20 protein-coding genes and 2 tRNA genes are annotated in these 18,975 nt (G+C 31.7%); 11 read left to right on the forward strand and 11 right to left on the reverse strand.

The annotated features are described in order from the left end of the window. Window positions 1-215, reverse strand: a 215-nt coding sequence (locus tag H527_RS0117570; protein ID WP_027413900.1) for an IS3 family transposase, incomplete at its 3' end; no start/stop codon positions are given. 310 nt (window positions 216-525) lie between these two features. On the opposite strand from H527_RS0117570, the gene H527_RS0117580 reads away from it, so the two are divergent. From H527_RS0117580 to H527_RS0117590, 3 genes are all read left to right on the forward strand, one after another. Continuing rightward, the gene (locus tag H527_RS0117580; RefSeq protein ID WP_027413901.1) at window positions 526-1,491 is read left to right on the forward strand and encodes a hypothetical protein; all 966 of its coding nucleotides are present in this window, start codon (window positions 526-528) and stop codon (window positions 1,489-1,491) included. Between the two features lie 57 nt (window positions 1,492-1,548). Next, window positions 1,549-2,046, forward strand: coding sequence for a hypothetical protein (locus H527_RS0117585; RefSeq protein WP_027413902.1), 498 nt, complete (start codon window positions 1,549-1,551; stop codon window positions 2,044-2,046). 115 nt (window positions 2,047-2,161) lie between these two features. Next, a complete protein-coding gene (locus H527_RS0117590; RefSeq protein ID WP_027413903.1) occupies window positions 2,162-2,383 on the forward strand; it encodes a hypothetical protein in 222 nt (73 codons plus the stop codon). A 323-nt stretch (window positions 2,384-2,706) separates the two neighbouring features. Here H527_RS0117590 and H527_RS0117595 read toward each other — a convergent pair whose 3' ends face one another. Next, window positions 2,707-3,609 (reverse strand): dihydrodipicolinate synthase family protein, encoded by a 903-nt coding sequence (locus tag H527_RS0117595; protein WP_027413904.1) that lies wholly within the window; start codon window positions 3,607-3,609, stop codon window positions 2,707-2,709. 28 nt (window positions 3,610-3,637) lie between these two features. Continuing rightward, the gene (locus H527_RS24655; RefSeq protein ID WP_229809307.1) at window positions 3,638-3,916 is read right to left on the reverse strand and encodes a cupin domain-containing protein; all 279 of its coding nucleotides are present in this window, start codon (window positions 3,914-3,916) and stop codon (window positions 3,638-3,640) included. A gap of 283 nt (window positions 3,917-4,199) precedes the next feature. Between H527_RS24655 and pdxR the strand changes: the two genes are divergently transcribed. Continuing rightward, window positions 4,200-5,615, forward strand: coding sequence for a MocR-like pyridoxine biosynthesis transcription factor PdxR (gene pdxR, locus H527_RS0117605; RefSeq protein ID WP_027413906.1), 1,416 nt, complete (start codon window positions 4,200-4,202; stop codon window positions 5,613-5,615). 236 nt (window positions 5,616-5,851) lie between these two features. Here the strand turns inward: pdxR and H527_RS24085 are convergent, their stop codons facing one another. The 3 genes from H527_RS24085 to H527_RS0117620 all read right to left on the reverse strand — a co-directional run bounded on the left by H527_RS24085 (window position 5,852) and on the right by H527_RS0117620 (window position 6,368). Continuing rightward, the gene (locus H527_RS24085; RefSeq protein ID WP_155837936.1) at window positions 5,852-6,058 is read right to left on the reverse strand and encodes a hypothetical protein; all 207 of its coding nucleotides are present in this window, start codon (window positions 6,056-6,058) and stop codon (window positions 5,852-5,854) included. Window positions 6,059-6,195: 137 nt separating this feature from the next. After that, a tRNA-Pro gene (locus H527_RS0117615) sits at window positions 6,196-6,270 on the reverse strand. A 14-nt stretch (window positions 6,271-6,284) separates the two neighbouring features. After that, a tRNA-Ser gene (locus tag H527_RS0117620) sits at window positions 6,285-6,368 on the reverse strand. A gap of 242 nt (window positions 6,369-6,610) precedes the next feature. Here H527_RS0117620 and H527_RS0117625 point away from each other — a divergent pair. Further along, complete coding sequence (locus H527_RS0117625; protein WP_027413908.1) at window positions 6,611-8,233, forward strand: hypothetical protein; 1,623 nt, start codon at window positions 6,611-6,613, stop codon at window positions 8,231-8,233. Between the two features lie 52 nt (window positions 8,234-8,285). Here the strand turns inward: H527_RS0117625 and H527_RS0117630 are convergent, their stop codons facing one another. The 4 genes from H527_RS0117630 to H527_RS0117650 all read right to left on the reverse strand — a co-directional run bounded on the left by H527_RS0117630 (window position 8,286) and on the right by H527_RS0117650 (window position 11,892). Further along, complete coding sequence (locus tag H527_RS0117630) at window positions 8,286-9,473, reverse strand: THUMP-like domain-containing protein (RefSeq protein WP_027413909.1); 1,188 nt, start codon at window positions 9,471-9,473, stop codon at window positions 8,286-8,288. A 126-nt stretch (window positions 9,474-9,599) separates the two neighbouring features. Continuing rightward, on the reverse strand, window positions 9,600-10,688 hold the full coding sequence (locus H527_RS0117640; protein ID WP_027413910.1) for an AI-2E family transporter: 1,089 nt from the start codon (window positions 10,686-10,688) through the stop codon (window positions 9,600-9,602). Between the two features lie 43 nt (window positions 10,689-10,731). Continuing rightward, window positions 10,732-11,244, reverse strand: coding sequence for a TrmH family RNA methyltransferase (locus tag H527_RS0117645; RefSeq protein WP_027413911.1), 513 nt, complete (start codon window positions 11,242-11,244; stop codon window positions 10,732-10,734). Beyond that, complete coding sequence (locus H527_RS0117650) at window positions 11,245-11,892, reverse strand: DUF4159 domain-containing protein (RefSeq protein WP_027413912.1); 648 nt, start codon at window positions 11,890-11,892, stop codon at window positions 11,245-11,247. 522 nt (window positions 11,893-12,414) lie between these two features. Between H527_RS0117650 and H527_RS0117655 the strand changes: the two genes are divergently transcribed. Then, a complete protein-coding gene (locus tag H527_RS0117655; protein WP_035088775.1) occupies window positions 12,415-12,927 on the forward strand; it encodes a GNAT family N-acetyltransferase in 513 nt (170 codons plus the stop codon). Between the two features lie 40 nt (window positions 12,928-12,967). Next, on the forward strand, window positions 12,968-14,245 hold the full coding sequence (locus tag H527_RS23280) for an alpha/beta hydrolase-fold protein (protein WP_081414639.1): 1,278 nt from the start codon (window positions 12,968-12,970) through the stop codon (window positions 14,243-14,245). A 38-nt stretch (window positions 14,246-14,283) separates the two neighbouring features. Here H527_RS23280 and H527_RS0117665 read toward each other — a convergent pair whose 3' ends face one another. Further along, on the reverse strand, window positions 14,284-15,447 hold the full coding sequence (locus tag H527_RS0117665; RefSeq protein WP_155837937.1) for an esterase-like activity of phytase family protein: 1,164 nt from the start codon (window positions 15,445-15,447) through the stop codon (window positions 14,284-14,286). Between the two features lie 388 nt (window positions 15,448-15,835). Between H527_RS0117665 and H527_RS0117670 the strand changes: the two genes are divergently transcribed. The 4 genes from H527_RS0117670 to H527_RS0117685 all read left to right on the forward strand — a co-directional run bounded on the left by H527_RS0117670 (window position 15,836) and on the right by H527_RS0117685 (window position 18,963). Then, entirely contained in the window at window positions 15,836-17,521 is a 1,686-nt protein-coding gene (locus H527_RS0117670) for a T9SS type A sorting domain-containing protein (protein ID WP_027413915.1), read from the forward strand. 470 nt (window positions 17,522-17,991) lie between these two features. Continuing rightward, window positions 17,992-18,192, forward strand: coding sequence for a hypothetical protein (locus H527_RS0117675; protein ID WP_027413916.1), 201 nt, complete (start codon window positions 17,992-17,994; stop codon window positions 18,190-18,192). Between the two features lie 82 nt (window positions 18,193-18,274). Next, complete coding sequence (tssD, locus tag H527_RS0117680; RefSeq protein WP_027413917.1) at window positions 18,275-18,628, forward strand: type VI secretion system tube protein TssD; 354 nt, start codon at window positions 18,275-18,277, stop codon at window positions 18,626-18,628. A 50-nt stretch (window positions 18,629-18,678) separates the two neighbouring features. Continuing rightward, window positions 18,679-18,963 carry an IS3 family transposase gene (locus tag H527_RS0117685; protein WP_027413918.1) on the forward strand — a complete coding sequence of 95 codons (285 nt, stop codon included), beginning with the start codon at window positions 18,679-18,681 and terminating at the stop codon, window positions 18,961-18,963. The last annotated feature ends 12 nt before the right edge of the window (window positions 18,964-18,975 follow it).

Genomic DNA, 18,975 nt, shown 5'->3' on the forward strand with positions numbered 1-18,975 from the left:
AATTCTTTTTCTAATTCCTTTACTCGTAATTGTTCTGTACTCAATTCCTGTTTTACAGTGAATTTACCAGAGGTAGATTCATAGGATTTACGCCATTTACGGATCATACTTCCATCTAAATCATATTCTGAACTCACTTGCTGTACGCTTTGACCTGATTGTAATAACTCTACAATCATAAGTTTAAAATCGTTACTATGTTTTCGCTTTACCATAATTCAAATATATTTAACATTATGGGCTATTTAAAATCGTCCTAACAAAACTAGATATTCCAAGATTTTGGAGGTCAACCCACGGCAGCACAATTAGAAGCTTTACGTAAAGCAGGCGATTTGCTAGGGGTATAGATATACTAAATAACCAAAAAAAACCACAACATCTGTTGTGGTTTTTTTGTACTATTATAACCTCAGATAGAAACTAAAGGTAAATTGATTAAAGCCAATGTGTCACCACAGGAAGCTTGGGAGTTAACTAAGAAATGGGCTAAAGATCAAGGTTTTGCTGTTAAATGTAAATAATATGAATAGTGTAGAAGTGTTAGCTTGTCGCGGTGGTTCGAATATTTTTGATGATTTATTTCTTGAAATTGATGGTCAACAAAAGAAGATAGAATTAACTCAAATTATAGGTAAGCAGTATAATATTAGGTTTGTTTTTGAAACTGCAAAAAAAAATCTTAATTACCCCAATAGTATATTTGGAAAAGAAATATTCAATAAAAGTCTAGGGAAAGCAAATTTATTAACCAGTTCTAAGGTATTTTTAAAAAATATTAGAAATGATATAAACCATAAGGTTGATTTAGATTTTGATGATTATGAATATTTAATAGGAGTTAAAGTTTTTGAAGATTTGCCTATACACCAGCATGGGGTACTAGAAACAGTTCCTGTTCCAACTAATATTCTTAACGTTTATATTTATTTTTATAGAAACGAACTGCTTCTTTCAGAAGAAAATAAAATTCAAAAGCATTTTGATGGATATAATCATTTAGGATTTTTGCTTGTAGACCTACCAAGAATGACAGAAGTAATTGAAAAAGAGTATGGGCAAAAAGAGTTAGATTTAGTTTATGAATTTTCTAATTCTGAAATTATTGATAAGTTATTTGAAGAAGAAATTATTATGATTGTTTGGGGTATAAACCCTTATACATATCCAATTTATAGTGTAAATGATTTAGAACTTATAAAACCTCTTATAGGTAGAGAGTTTGAACAAGAAGGGATTTTTAATATTGATAAAAATATTAAGGAATTAAGTATAGTTCCAGGTTATGAATTAAATAATTGGCCAAGGCTACTGAATAATAATTATCCTAAAATAGCCTTACAAGGAAAAGGAACAAAAACATACTTAAAACCTTTTTGTTTAGAAGATTCGGATTTAGAAACCGTTATTACTTCATTTGTGATATACAGGACAGAAGGTGTATTAGAAGAAAATAAGCCATTAATTAATGTAGACTTATTATATTCTTAACGCTACCCCACTAGAAGCGTTTAAAGCTCTTGAGAAATGGCATAAAAATAAAATATCATGCGGATAGAATTTTTATTTTCAGAATTAAATGGTTTTGCCATATTTGATTTAAAATCTTTAGTAGATTTTAAAGAAAAGCATATAAAGGGAAATGATATTCTAACTCCATTAGTGGAAACTAATTTGGGAGAGGAAATCTCAGCTAATGGTATAGCTATTCCTATAATTGATATTGAAGCAGATGATTATGGTTTTGTTTTAAATATAAATGAACGATCGTATTTGAGTGAAGTAGAAGTTAAATCAACAGGATGGATTTTAAATTCTACAGGAATACTGGGGATATGTGGAATAGGTTATTTGAAAGATTTTACATTAGAAAAATTAATTAAAATTAACAAGATAATAGAATTTAAAGTACCAAAAGGTTGGTTGAAAATAGAGATTTATGGAGGGGTAAATAACGATTATGTTCCTGTATTTGAAATTGTAGCTAAGGAATCAACAGAAAAGCCTGAATTTGAAGGGGATTTGTCAACTAGTTTTAATTTCTAAGAATGAAAAATTCCGATCCCCGCTGGGTTATAGTATGTGCTAGTGCTAGTTTGTAACTAGTACCGATTACGAGTAAGCATAGCAATAAAAAACAAAGTAACTTAAAACCAAAGATATGCCAATCAAAGACAGAGATTACAACAAAGCCAAGGCGCTGTTAGAAGCAGCAGGTAGTAAAAGTGCCGAGAAATCGGACAAAAAACACACGGGTAGTAAAGGCTCACCAGATGGTCACGGCAGGAGTTTATATGCCGAGGCACAACAAGATTTTGGCGGGCAACCCACCGCAGCACAATTAGAAGCTTTAGATAAGGCTGCTAGATTGCTAGGGGTATAGATATACTAGATAACCAAAAAAATCACAACATCTCTGTTGTGGTTTTTTGTTACTTCTCAAGAATTATTTTTTTTAGAACTATAGTGTTTTGATAACAAGCCTACCCCAATAATTACTGTCCCTGATATTATAATAAGGCTAGCAGTAAATATTAATTCATACTTATTATAAAACCTTATTCCTGTAAGTAGAATATTTGAAATACCTATTAGTGAATAAACTAACCATATAAATACTAATATCTTATTACATTTGCATTCATTTTGAACATAATATGGGCTTAGATAATTTAAAATCATCTAAGCCCGATTAAACATTGGGTTTTAAGTATCCGTGAGAACTACATCGTTACATTCGTCTATCAATGTACGTAACGTATTAAACTCTTTTTCGTTTAAAGGTCTAAGAGGGCTTCTTAAATTACCTCCATCTTGGCCAAGTACATTAAGACCAGCTTTAATGGAGCGCGGTAAACCTGTATCAACTATAAATTTTAGCAACTTGAACTGTCTGTAAAAAAAAGACTGAGCTTCGTTCAAATTATTGTTTATTATAGCTTTATAAAGATTGTTATTAAGCTCGGGAATAAGATTTGGAGCTGCTGTACACCATCCTTTTGCACCTGCTGCAAATGCTGCTAGTGCCAATGGATTAGAACCATTATAAAAAGCAACATCTTCCCCAAGTTCTTTCCTTAAATATTGCATTCGTTGTACATCGCCAGAGCTCTCTTTAATCATTGTTACATTCGGAATTTCCAATAACCTCTTTAGAAGAGCAGGAGACATATCTACTCCACTTGTGGCTGGATTGTTATAGGCCATTATGGGTATATCGATCTGTTTAGCAACGGTATTGAAATGAATGAATATTTCGTCGTCTGTTAATTTCCAATAGCTCATAGGGATAATCATAACCGCATCTGCGCCTGCCTTTTCGGCAAACTTAGCGTGATGTAAAGTACGTTCCGTAGTAAGATTCGAAACCCCGACCATTACCGGTATTCTACCATTTACCTGCGTAATGGTATTCTGCGTAATAAGCTCCTTTTCTTCATCGCTCAGATATGGCAGCACACCAGTACTTCCTAATGGTGCTATGGCATTAGCGCCATTCACTACTAAACGTTCTACGAGAATATTGAACAACTTGATATCAACCTTTTCATTATCGTCGAACGGTGTTATGGGATATGCTATTATGCCCTCTAATGTTGTTTTCTTCATAATTTACTTTTTAAAATTATTTGCTGATTTAAGAATCACGTCCTTCTTCCTCTCTAAGTGCAACACCTAGATTTTGTAATTGAGGTGCATTTTCGCACGCCAGGTATCTAGCTTCATTTTCAATACTTTTGTTTCCGTGTCTATGCCAAGCCCAAGCTGGTATATAAACGGCATCCCCTTTTTTCCATTCAACTCTCTCATCTTCAATCTCGGTCCAGCCTTCACCTTCCATTACATATAATACCGTTTCGTAAGTGTGTCTGTGCTTGTTGGTTATTTGATCTCCCAATAGACCTCCAATTGTCATACTAACATTCTTAGTAGGTAGGTCAACAAAAAAAACAGGATGTTTTCTCTCTTCTGAAAACTGATCATGTTCACCTGCCTTTTCGACGTTTCTGTGAATCAGTTTACTTACTTTAACGTATTCGGGTCTGGCAAAAGTTTTGTGGAAATCTTTTGAGCTAAACTGTTCTGGTTCTTGTACTTTTTTCATTTTTGAAATGTTTTAATTGTTATTAATGGGAGCTAAATTATATTCTTTTTGGACTATCTTTGTGGTTCAGTTTTAATATAAATGTATAGTCCAAATGTTAAGACCTTGGAAACTTGAACTAAAAATTAACTTTGAGAGCGCAATACCTATTTACCTTCAAATAGTAGATGGAATCATCGATGATATAAAATCCGGTAAAGTACAGGGAGGGAGTGCCTTGCCAGGTAGCCGACCATTGGCAAAAATTTTAGAGGTAAATCGAAATACGGTCGTTAAAGCGATTGAAATACTTACGGCAGAAGGTTGGTTAGTATCAAGGGAAAGACAAGGTGTTTTTGTTGCAAACGATATCCCTAATCTAAAACAAGATGGTTTAGGTATAAAGAAAGCTCACTCTACTTTGAAGCTGGTCGCTACTCCAAAGATTATTTTTGACGACGGTATTCCGGACAGTAAATTAGCGCCAATGTCTGAACTGTCCAGAGCGTACCGTCGTGTTTTTAATCAAAAAGCGCGCTGGAAGATGATGGGTTATGGTAATGCGGTAGGGACATTAGAATTTAGGGAAGCCATAGTACAAATGCTCAATTATAAACGTGGATTATGTACTACTGTTGAAGAAATCGCAATAACTCGAGGAAGTCAGATGGCAATGTACCTATCTGCACAGGTACTTTTAGGTTTAGGAGATATAGTAATAGTTGAAAGCCCTGGCTATAGACCTGGTTGGCAAGCTATGGAAAGCTCAGGAGCAAAAATTGTTCCTGTCAATGTCGACAGTGAAGGGATAGAGATTGAACATATTGAAAGATTGCTTAAAATCCATTCTAATATTAAAGCGGTTTTATTAACACCACATCATCATTACCCTACTACAGTAACTTTATCGCTATCTCGCAGGTTGAGACTCATTGAATTATCAAATCATTATGGTTTTACAATTATTGAAGATGATTATGACCACGACTTTCACTATCATCAAAGGCCTGTTTTACCATTATCTAGTCATAAGGAAGCACATAACTGTATCTATATAGGGTCAATGAGCAAAGTGGTAGCACCAGCACTAAGAATAGGTTATGTCATAGGTTCAATTGATATGATTCAGCGTATAGCGAAACTAAGGAAAGGAATGGATGTACAAGGCGACACTATTATGGAGCTTGCAGTTTTGGATTTGATTGAATCAGGCGAGATGAGAAGGCATATAAAACGTGCCACTTCCCATTATTTGAAAAAGCGGGATTTTTTTAACACCCTTGTAATCGATAGATTAAAAGATAAAGTTTCCTATGACCTTCCTGAAGGCGGTTTGGCTTTTTGGTTACGCCCAAAATATGAAACCGACATATTTAGGTTATCTGAGAATTTACTTAAAAAAGATATAAAAATAATAACACCCGATAAATTTGGAACAGACAGAACGATAAACGGAATACGACTAGGTTTTGCATCTCTTTCGGAGGATCAACTGGAAAAAGGTGTGTCTGAAATTGCAAAATGTATATAGCACCACGTTTTGTTCTGTGTAATCAAATCTTTAATCTTTTCGTACAAATTTTTTCTTACTGAAATACACTAACAGTATAAAGTGTTAGAATTGTACCCTAAGCAGTTATTGCCCTTGCAAAAGTATCTTGTTATGGATCGAAAAAAGATAAAAAACAGAGCTGTTATTACTCTTTAAAAGTGGTAATAAAATACTAACTATAAACGATGCCATTAATTACAAAGCTACAAAGAAGTTTACATTACAAAAAAATAAGGTTTGTTAATTTGGTTTTTACGATCTTTTAGAAAAGCTTTCTTTTCAGAATCCGTTTTGTATTTGGAAGGAACATAAATTCTTTTACGTGCTAAATCATTTAATTGTACATCCCAAATGTAAAATTTTATATAGTCTCCATTGTTTGCTTTAGAACGTACTATTTCTGCTTTTTTAAATTTTGGCATATTTTGAAACTCATTTTTGCTAACTAGCTTAAAATTTTCAATTAATGCATTATTTACTGACGTCGTTACTGACGTGTGCCACCCCTTTAAACTAGAAAAGTCTTTGTTATCTATTGACAACAAAGACTTTACATTAGTCGGGGTGGCAGGATTCGAACCTGCGACCTCCGCGTCCCAAACGCGGCGCGATAACCGGGCTACGCTACACCCCGAAATAAAAAAAATGCGGAGAGACAGGGATTCGAACCCTGGCAACACTTACGCGTTGACAGATTAGCAATCTGCTCCATTACCACTCTGGCACCTCTCCAAAAATATGTTATGAACGACGCATTTAATATTTCAAATGCGGATGCAAATGTAGCTTTTATCAAACTACAATGCAACATTTTTTTACCATAATTTTTTATTTGGATACTACTTATTTTTAAAATACTGAAAATCAGATTTTTCTTGATGTGAAAAAAGATAAAAATTTTACCTTACCACTAATAAAAACCTTAAATACATCTTTTATATATTTGTATAGAATTGAACTTATCCTATAACCTTATGAATATTTATAAAAAAGATGCACAGATGAATATTAGATATCTTTTAGTTTTTAGCTTTTTTATTTCTTTTTATGCTTTTGCACAAAAACCAGTTTTACTCGAAGATTTTTCTTTTAAAATAGGAGAGAAGTATAAACGAATAAAAAGCATGAATACATATCATGTTGCATCAGGAAATAGACTTGTATCTATTAAAAAAGGACGCAATTCTATGACCATACAAAGATACTCATTAGAAGATCTTAAAGAGGATATAAAAAAAAGACAAATAGTAGAGGATAAAGGAGATTTTGAAACCGTAATGAAGTTAGGAGGAAAAGCAGTGGTTTTTTATTCAATTAATGATAAAGCATATGCACAAAAAGTATCTCTTACAGGTATTGTGGTAGAAAAACCTATACAGCTTATTAATGATAAAGAAAATATCAATAGAGATTTTGGCTTTAAAAGTACCTATGGTTTTGATGCAGGCGGAAGGATAAATAAATTTATATTTAAAAAGTCTGCAAATGAGAAAAATTTATTGGTTTTGTATAGAATAGAAACCAGTTCTGGTAAAGCAGATAAAATTGGAATTGCGGTTTATAGTGATGCATTAAACCTTCTGTGGAAAAGAAAAATAACCTTACCTTATGCTTCTGATAAAATTCAGAATGAAGATTTCGCAATAGATAATGCAGGTAATTTTTATATGACAGCTTCTGTTTTTAATGCGGCTTCGACAGATAAAAATAGACTTGAAAACACCTATCGAACTGAAGTTTTTAAGATTACAGAAAACGGTAGTGAAATTATAAAGAGTGGCATTGATATTTCTGGAAAATCAATTACAGATGCAGTTATAGAAGAAGATGAATTGGGTACAGTTAAGATTTCTGGTTTTTACGCTAATAACGATAATAAAGCAGAAGTTTCAGGTGTTTTTTCGGCTATTTTATCTTCAGAAGGGATAGTAGATAGAGTTGTAAAAAGTGATATTCCTTTAGGAATGATGCAAGATTTGGCTCTAAAAAGAGAAACACGAATTAATGAAGGGACACAAAAAGAATCAGATAAAAAAGATTTAGAAAACCTTAGGGTTAATGATATAGTATTTAATAATGATGGTAGTTTGGTATTGCTAGGAGAGCAGCGTTATGTAGAATCTTTTACTACATCAAGTTCCTCTGGATCCAGAACAACATATAGGTATTATTACAGAGATATTTTTGCATTTAAGTTATCAAACGATAATAGAATGGTTTGGATGCATAAATTGCCAAAATACCAATTGGGTACTGCAAGTAAGCGCAGTATGTCCTATCTAAATTTTAAAAATAAGGGCAAACATTACTTGTTTTTTATAGATGATTTCACCAATTTAAAACGATCTTTTGAGGAAACTCCTGCGCGTTATTTTGATGGCAAAAAAGAATTTATTTATCTAACCTCTTATGTGATTGATGATGCCACAGGAAAAACTACTAAAGAGGCTATTCTTACAGGAAGCGATGTTAGAAACTCTCGATTAGATGTGTTAGAACTCACTAAAGCAGCTACATTACCTAATATGGACATGATTATGGAAGCTTATGACGGAAAGAAAAGTAATTTATTACTTAAAATATCGATAGCAAAATAAATTTTATTACATATTCTAAAATATTTTTTAAGTAAAGAATCAAATAGTTTATTCAGGAAATCATTTTTTTACAAGCAATAACAATTTTTTTGTTGGTATGATCTGTTGTAAAGAATAGATAAATGTCCCCTCCATCTTTAATTTTGTGTTTTTTTCTTAAAGTAGCCACACTTTCCGGAAAATTGCGAGTGGTAATATTGGCTTTGTTAATTCCTGTTTTAGATATTATTTTTTTCTGATAAGGATATACAGACAATATTTCAAACTTTCTTCCAGGGAAATCAATTATTTGGTCAGAAGAGTATAGATGAGAATGTAAGTGAAGTTTTTTGATCTTAAAAGTAGCACTAATACTTAAAAAACCGCCACTTTTTAAGATAGCACTATTCGGTTCATAAAGATATTTTGTAGGCTCCCCAATGGTAATAGATTGTTGTGCTTCTTCTTTTTGTATAAAAGAAAATATCTGGTTACCTGATTTTTGAATATTAACAGTAATTATTTTAATGTCCTCTTTATATGTTTTGTCTAAAATCCATAGTAACTCTTTCACTTCATTATTTACAGCTAACACATGAATTTCTTTTATATTTTTTAAAGTATTAATACCTATTTGTATATCTAGTAGCGGAGATGTTTTTAGTAATATGTTATTACTTTTTTGAAAAAGGAAATCTAAATTATCAGGTACATTTGGTAAACAATCTTCTAAAAAGAAAACTTTTCCTTTAGTATCGTGTCTACGCGAAGGATCTATATAAATCCAATCTACAAAAGTTTGATTTTTAAGAATGTCTAATCCATTACTACTATATGTTTTTATGTTTTCAGAACCAAGAGTTTTAAAGTTATGAGCTGCAATTATACTTAAATCAGCATTTAGCTCGCAGTGCATCACTTTTTTTACACGTTTTGAGAAATAGTAGTCATCAATACCAAACCCTCCCGTTAAATCGATTAATGAATCCCCAGAAACCAGATTACTTTTATACAATGCGGTAGTTTCTGAAGACGTTTGCTCCAGATTAAGTGTTTGCGGATAGTAAATTTCTTTTTTGGAATACCAAGTAGGTAACTTTATTTTTGCTTTACGTTTAGATTGTACTTGTTGCGCTAGTTCCTGAACCGATATACCATCAAAAGGACTTCCGCTTAAAACTAAAGCACTTATATCAGATGTACTATTCGATTTTTGAGTAATAAACTCCTGAACTTTTTTATCTAAAATTTTAATATTCAATTTTTATACTTTTAGTCCACATTATGGAGTTTAATTCTCCTAGATTTTCCTCAACAACAAAATATATTTTTAAAGACATACACAAATTAGCTTACTCTGGATTAGTGATTGTACAAGTTTAGAACTCTATAAATCTTTGGTAAGAGTCTTTACAATTTTATACTCAGACAAAAATTCTTTAGCTATTACTTTAATTGCGGTATAAAAAGGTACAGCAACAATAAGCCCACCAATACCAAAAAGAAGCCCAAAAATAAGGATTGCTAAAAATATTTCTAAAGGATGTGATTTTACACTATTTCCAAAAATTAGAGGTTGATTTAAAAAATTATCAATTAATTGAATCATAAGATATCCAATCAAAATATAAGATAATTTTGGTAAAATAACATCTTGAAAATCAAGCCCAAGATTACTTGTCGTTGCTAATATTAAAACAAAAATACCTCCAAATAAAGGGCCTATGTAAGGTATAAGATTAAAAATAGCAGCAATCAATGCAACTGCAATAGCATTATGAACCCCAAATACAAGTAAAAGTATCGTGTATAAAACAAAAAGAATGAATATTTGTAATAATAACCCTACGAAATATCGAGAAAGCAAATCTTTTATTTTATTAAAAGCAGTCATAAATCTATTTTCATCTTCTTTTTTTGCAAAAATTAATAAGCTGTTTTCAAGAAGTTGACTGTCTTTAAGTAAAAAGAAAGAAATAAATAAAACAGAAAATAAACCAATTAATACAGCTCCAAAACCACTTAAAAATGAATTAATCATGTTAGGGATGGTTTTTAGGTCAAAAAACTGCATTAAATCAGTTTGCTTTATCAATTCTACTAAGTTTAGTTTTTTGACTTTAAAATAGTTACTAACCTCTTGATTAAGTCTATTTAAGTCATCGCTAACTTGTTCAATATTAATTTGTCCGATCAATTGACCTTGTTCACTTATAATTGGCACAAACAACGTGAAAATGCTTAAAAATAAACCAATAACTATAAACAGAGTAGCAACTACAGCCAGAGTATTATTAAATTTTAATTTTCTCTTAAGAAATAAAACCAAAGGTCTTCCCATAAGAGAAATTACAGAAGCAAATGCAATGTAAACAAGTACAGATTGTATTTTATATAAAAACCATAAAAGTAAAATAATACCAATAAGTACAGCTACTGCTCTTAGGATACCATAAGCAATTGTTTTTGAATTCATATTTTTTTAAGTATTTAGATAAAAGTATGGATATCCTTTTTTATTAGGATCTACATTGTTTCGTAATTTCATAAAGTGCAATTCCAGTAGCTGTAGCAACATTCATACTACTATTGTTACCATACATATTTATATGAATAGTTTGTTTTACAAGCTCTAAAATCTCTTTGGATACACCAAAGTTTTCTTCCCCTATAATTAAAGCAATCTTTTCATCTTTTTTATATTTATAATCGTAAACAGGAATACTAGTATCGGTAATTTCTAAAGCTAAAATAGTATATCCATTAGATCTAAGTTGTTTTATAGCATCCTTAATATCTTCTGTTTGGTGATAGGATATGATTTCGTGTGTAGATCTTGCAGTACGTTGCATGCGTTTGCTAATAACGCTAATGTTTTCTCCACAAAAATAAATTTGTTCTATACCAAAACTATCGGCAATCCTAAATAAACTACCTATGTTAGCAGGAGAGTTTACTCTGTCGCATATTAGTGTTATAGGAAACTTTTTTTTTATAAACGTGGTATTGTTGTGATGTAATTGTTCTGACATTTAATTTTCAAAAGCATATTTAATTATATTAGCTCCCATTTTAAGAGCTTTAGCACGAACTTCTTCTGGATCATTGTGTATTTCGGGGTTTTCCCAGCCATCTCCTAAATCACTCTCAAATGTAAATAATACAACTAATCTATTTTCATCAATAATCCCTAATGCTTGTGGTCGTTTTCCATCATGCTCATGTATTTTAGGCAACCCTTGTGGGAAATTATATTTTGATGAAAAAATAGGATGACTAACAGGTAACTCTACTAGCTCCTTATTAGGAAAAACTTTAACCAATTCTTTTCGAATATAAGGTTCCATCCCGTAATTATCATCGATATGTAAAAAACCGCCACTTAGTAGGTAATTTCTTAAGTTACTGGCATCTGCATCTGTAAAAAAAACGTTTCCATGTCCAGTCATATGGATATATGGATATTGAAAAATATCTGTGCTTTCTGGTTTTACGGTTTTTGGTTTAGAACCTATAACCGTATTTATATTTTGATTACAAAATTGTATAAGATTTGGTAAAGCGGTAGGATTACTGTACCAGTCGCCACCTCCTTTATACTGTAAAATAGCAATGTCTTGACTATGCATTAACAGAGTTGTAAAAAAAAACAAGAAACCTACCGTAAGTCTTAATTTCATATTTGTTTAAAATAAAGTCTAAAAATACTAAAATTATACAGATGATAAAGAAGCTTCTGATGCTATTAATTTTTATCCTTTCGATAAGCTAGTAACTTAAGAAAATAAAAAATATAGAACAGAGATACACTAGTTTATTTAATCCTACTTTGTCATCTTATATATGTTTTTATTTGATTTTTAGATCTACCATTAACATCCCTTTAAATCTCCCTTCAAAGGGAGACTTTATACTCCTTCTTTTGAAAGAAGGTTGGGATGGATGTATTTTTAATTCTAAGATGACAAAGTAGGATTAAAAAAAGGATATATTTTATCTTAATGTTAACATTATTGTTATACAAACTCTCGTTTATTTATACTTGTCATTAAGTTAGAGTATAAAGTATTTAAAAAAATAAGGCAAAATGTAGTTAAATAAGTAGGTTTTTCAGGTTATTAACCTTGAAATTTACATTAAATCATTTTACTTACTTAATACAGGTACTAAAGCAAGTCTAAACATTAGAAATTTAAATAAAGATGAAAGAAACATATAAATCTTTTGAGACAGAAAGATTGTTTATTAGACCGACTAACATATTAGATGCCGATTTTATATTAGAACTAATGAATAGCCCTAAGTGGCTTGAGAATATAGGGGATCGAAATATAAAATCTGTTAAAGATGCAGAAGATTATATTGAAAATAAGATTCTCCCGCAATTAAAAAGATTAGGATACTCAAATTATACTATAATTCGAAAATCAGATCAAGCAAAAATAGGATGTTGTGGACTGTATAATCGCGAAGGTCTAGATAGAATTGATATTGGTTTTGCTTTTTTGCCAGAGTATGAGAAAAAAGGATACGGTTATGAAAGTGTAAGTAAGCTAAAAGAAATAGCATTGAATTATTTTAAACTTCCAGAGATTGTAGGGATAACAATACAAACAAATATAGGGTCACAAAAACTTTTAGAAAAAATAGGTCTAACATTCAAGGATATTATAAAACTACCAAATGACGAAGAAGAGGTGATGTTATATAGATAATAAATTTTACAGCTAACTACAAAAAATAAAACAAACAAAAATGAACAAGAATATATTGTTTTTTCTTTTATTACTTTATATGTCCAGTATATTATATGGGCAAGAAATAGATTCAAGTTTTACTATTGGAGAGAGAAAATCTATACCGTCAAAAGTATTGGAAGAAGAAAGAACTTTTCAGGTATATCTACCACCAAGTTATTATTCTAACCCAAAAGGAAATTTTCCTGTAGTTTATCTAATAGATGGCGATTATAATTTTCATTATGATACAGGACTCATAGAACTTTTGTCTAGTGTAAGTGGAAGAATACCCGAAATGATAGTAGTAGGTATTGCAGATAAAGGGAAAACCAAGTATAGAAGAAACTGTACCCCTGATTATATTCCTAAAAGAGAAGGCAATGCATCTAACTTTATGTTGTTTATAGAAAACGAATTAAAACCTTATATATATCAAAATTATAGAGCCTCAGACTATGAAATTTTAATAGGACATTCTATAGGAGGTGTTTTTGTAACTAACTATATGTTAGAGAAACCAAAAGTATTCGATTCGTATATAGCAATAGATCCTGCATTATGGTTAGGGAATTATGAAATTATCAATAAAGCAAACACGGTTTTTAAAGATAAAAAAGAAATAGGAGCAAAATTCTTCATTTCTCTTGCAGATACCAAAGAAATGGGAGTCAGACAATTTGTAGGAGTTTTAGATACGTATTTTCCAGAGGAAAAAGATTGGAGTTTTATGCACTTTGAAAATGAAAATCATAACTCTGTAGGATTAGTAACTATAAGGAAATCTCTAGAAGAAATTTTTGAGAACTGGGAAATCACCAGGCAAGAATTTTATAATTTTAAAAGTGCACAGCAAATTATTGATCATTATAGCCAGCTATCAACAGATTTTTCTACCTCATTTTCTATACCATCTTACTTTTTAGGCAATGCTGTTTACTACTATTATAAGCATAAAAAGCAAGAAGATTTATTAATTTTAGAAGCTGAGATTAAAAATAAGCTTCCAAGCTCTATCGAAGATTTTTATCTTCAATTAGCTTTAAATTACTTAGAAAATGAAGAGCTGGATAAAGCTCTGGATATGTATGATACACGAATTAAAGAGAACCCTATGTCTTTTTCCTCTTATGATGGGATATCCAAGATATATGTAATTCAAGGAGAATTAAAAAAAGCTCTTCAATCTAGTAAAACCGCTATTGAAATAGCAAAAAAATGTAAAGCCAGACAATGGATGATGAATGAGTTATATTCTAATTTAGAGAATATACAACTACAAATAGATAAGCGATAATTACTATTTTGGTAAGAGACTATGGTTTATCTTATTGGTTAAGGCACTATCTTAAAAGCTATCAATTGGTTGTATTGAGGATAAAATGAATTAAAATTATTATCAGAGATCACTACAATAGTACGACTACCATCTTCTAATGTAGAACCAAATGTTATCCCTTCTAGATTATCTACAGTAATGTTGGTAAGCTGATTTCTAATTGTATCAAAATCAAAAAGCAATGTTTTTATAGCAGGAGTGTATCTCGAAGAAGACAGAGCTTCTAAAGAAAGGGTATTGGTAGCATTACTAGCATCTACTTTATAAATTTTTACGCTATTACCACCATCTGCATAGCCCGAAGAAAAAGATCTTTCTAAGGCCAAGAATTTATTAGTATCATACTCTAAAATTTCGACTAAACCATTTACTTCAAATGTAGTGCCTAATGCAGCTTTACGAGCAACAGGATCTAATTCATAAGCAAATTGTCGCTCTGCAATACCAGATGTTTTGTTTATATAAGTGATTCTTACAGGAGATTGTGTGTCTGTAGTGGTAGGTTCTGGCCCATCTTCAATAAGAGGAAGCTCGCATGAGATCCAATATCCACGATCGTCTATACTTAAAGAAAGCCCCTCTAAAACACCATTATGTCTTGGTCCTAAAGTGTCATTTTGTGTATTCGCTCTAAAATTATTTGGTAAAGTAAAACTTCGGGTTTGATTTCCTTTTGGATCTATTTCGATTAAAGCAGGATTTATATTATTAACAATAGAGCCCTCACTGGTATATATGATTTTTTGGGTGTTAGGATCAAATCTAATAGCTTCTGGGTCGACGATACCTTGTATTAGAGAATTACCAGTTGTATCCTTAATCTCTATCATTGTATCTATTTTAACAGAGGTAAAAGCATTTTTATTATAATCTATTTGTGCCTCATAATACCGTATGGGGGGTGTAGAAGTATCACAGATAATATACCATTTTCCGTTTTTATAATCCATCCCAGAAAAGCCCCCGATTGGAACACCATTAATTTCTGTATAAGGAATTATAAATTCATCAATAAAAACAAGTTTACTAATAGTATTTTGTTCCTCTACCTGCTCGTTAGTAATAGTACCTGCATTTGTAGTTTTTTCAGACTTATTGTTATTAGAACAATTACAAGTTAGTAAAACGATTAGAATATATTTTCCTATTTTCTGAACCATAGCAATATGGATTACACCATTTATCACTTGAAATTATTGTAAGAAAAATCAAATAATAAATGAATTATTAATGTGCAAAGATAGACCTTAACGTAAGATATTTATATATGCAAATCTATAAATTAAATAAAATTACTTGTGCTCAATTGTTTAAAATACAGGTTTTTACCTCTGTATTTGTGGGGTGTAACCACTTGGCTTTCATTGTTTTGTTTTGTATTTTAGTATAGAATGAATACTACATATATTGTAAGGTTACAGAAGAGTGTTTAGCCCCATTACATGCCAATAAGATTATAGAATTAGTAATAAGATTTTTCCCCAAATTAAATTAAGCTATTCAAGATTAAGGAGAATATATTTTTAACCAATTCAAATATAAATCATCATGAAAACAATTGTATTTAGTGTAGCCTTTAGTTTTATAGTAAGCTTAGGTTTTTCACAATTTCAAAGAACATTTGGAACAGATAAATCAGAAATGGGTAAATCTTTAACGCAGCTTAATAAAGTTGAAAAAGGATATGTAATAGCAGGCTATACCACTCAAAATTTTATAGGTAATGTAGATGCTACTTTAGTAAAAACAGATTTAAATGGTAACCAAATATGGTCTAGAGTGTATGGGGGAGAAAAGCATGAGTATTTTAATTCGGTACGGCAATCTACATATTTTAGCCCAAATAATAAGGTAGCTTATGTAGCTGCGGGTATTACACAAAGTTTCGGTTTTGGAGCAGGAGATGCATACCTTACAGGAGTTGATGTAAATGGAGCGCCTGTTTTTTCTGTGGTATATGGCGGTAAAGAATATGATGAGGCACATTGTGTACAAAATATTAGAGAAGTAACAGGTAAGTCTGGTTATATTCTGGTAGGAGATACTAGGAGTTATTCGCAAGCATATCCAGGAACCAATATTTATGTTGCCAAAACAGATCTTATGGGTAATCTTGTCAAAGCAACAGTTATTGGAGGCAGGGGAGATCAAAGAGGTCTTTGGATTGAGCAAACCAAAGATGGAGGATATATTATTACTGGCTCAACAACCAACTATTGGTGTGGAGCAACTTCTACTTTAGCAAATCCACCTACCGATATTTTTGTAATTAAATTAAAATCAGATTTAACTCTAGAATGGAACAGAATATTAGGATACCCCAAGGAGCTTGATCCTTCTAACAGATACTTAAATGTGGGGACTTGTGTAAAGCAAACCAAAGATGGTAATTATGTGCTTACAGGATATACCAATAGCTTTGGTATCAATAACTCTTTTGATGCGTTTTTACTATTTTTAAAAAGCAACGGTAGTTTTATAGGAATGAAAACCTATGGCACAGAAAGAACAGAGTATGGACATGGGATAGAAGAAACCTTTACTACTGCTGGTACTCCCTTATATACCATAGTGGGGCAGCAGACCATTACCTCGCCTAAAGCCATGATGTTTCAAACCGATGCAGGAGGTAACTTGCTTTGGGCACGTAATTATGGAAGAAATGGTAATGAAGGAGGAATGGAAATGACAATAGATAATTTTGACAAAGGATTTGCTTTTACAGGATATACAACATCTTTTGGAGCAGGAGCTACAGAAATTTATCTGGTAGAAACAACCAATACAGGAAAAACAGATACCTCTTGTGAAAGACAAATAGATTTAAAAGAAAAAAAGGAAGAGCCATGCGTAACCCGAAGCGTACAACAGATTTTTGTAAAAGAATACCGAAAAATTGATCCTAAAGCAGTTCGTGTAGAGTATAAGGAAGATGGATGCGGAAAAGGAGTTGGTGCGAAAACAGAAGAGGTAAAAACAGTTGAAAATAAAGAAGATATAGCATTATATCCAAACCCTGTACATAATCACCTCTATATAAGTGTTCAAAAATCGTTACAGATTACAGAAATAAAAGTTTTTGATCTACAAGGAAAAGAGGTTCTGCAAAACATTAAAATACAGAATAAAGGAAGTGTAGTTGTAAATACCAATTTTTTATCTAAAGGAGTATATGTTGTGAAGTTAAAAACAAAAAATGGAGAAATGCATATAAAGAGATTCTTTAAGAACTAATAATATCGTTTTAGTCCCTTATATAACTTACTACGAGGTTGTTGATTAAAATAGATTTAGCCCTCATTGGTTTTCAAAATCAGTGAGGGTTTTTTCATAAGAAATATCATCGAATCATAAAAAAATAAGAGCCATATACACATATTGATCCACTGCAGGATGCAGGAGATCGCTAATAAGTCCTTGTAAGGATCATTGACACCCTTCGAAGGGTGGCTGAGGTAGTTCGAACCACCTTTGTATGGGGCAAGACCCCAAAACATATCACTTTTACCCTTCCTGCAAAGCCCTTTAGCCCAAAAATTATCACTTCGAAGGAGCAACTTATGGGCTAAAGGGCATCCTAATGACCCTTCGAAGCGATACATTATCAGCTCGAACCACCTCTGAGTGGGCTCGACCCCATATCGATAAGGGGGTACCCCCTTATCGATATGGGGGTAAAAGAGCTAAAAAATCACTGAGAGATTTTGCGATACCCCGATTACCGATCCCCAGCAATACAAAACTATGGTGCACTATTGGTAAAAGATTGGAACGAGATCTACCTGCCACAAAACACAGATAATTATGAGCTGCAAAACGAAGAGGAAGAAAAAAAAAGAAGAAGTAAAATGTATAGCTTGGTTATAAAAAAAATTAAAGTCAAAATAAACGATGAGATTCGATAAAATAGAAAATTAATAGAGATAGTTTTTAAAAAGTATTGATTTTTGATTTAAATTTAAGAGCTTATTAAAATCTAAACCAAAAATGATCGTCTTAGCCAAGCTTTTTTTTCTGGGCATAGAAAAAGAAGTACAAAACGTACAGATAGTATACCAACGTATTATCAACCACAAAACAGGCAGGCCAACTACCGAAGTACAAGGAGGATATTTACAACTAAGTTTTGAATCCAGTAAAGACGATGAAGTTTTTGAATATTATTCAGGTAAGCCCTCAGAACGAATACCAGGGGACGAAAGATTTTGTTTTTTAAACCCGGGCGAACTTGTTTTTTATCCTGGTTCTTATGATAATCCACCAGTTAAACGATATACGTTTAGCGATGCCACCATCACCAATATTAGGGTAAAGTTTACTGCTACAGGTTGGAATATCTAGTTTTGTTAGGACGATTTTAAATAGCCCATAATGTTAAATATATTTGAATTATGGTAAAGCGAAAACATAGTAACGATTTTAAACTTATGATTGTAGAGTTATTACAATCAGGTCAAAGCGTACAGCAAGTGAGTTCAGAATATGATTTAGATGGAAGTATGATCCGTAAATGGCGTAAATCCTATGAATCTACCTCTGGTAAATTCACTGTAAAACAGGAATTGAGTACAGAACAATTACGAGTAAAGGAATTAGAAAAAGAATTACGAGATGTAAAAATGGAACGTGATATCTTAAAAAAGGCAGTAAGCATCTTTTCCAAGAGCGACAGGTAAGTTATAGATTTA

The organism is Aquimarina muelleri DSM 19832 (genome assembly GCF_000430665.1).
GTDB classification, from domain to species: Bacteria; Bacteroidota; Bacteroidia; order Flavobacteriales; family Flavobacteriaceae; genus Aquimarina; species Aquimarina muelleri.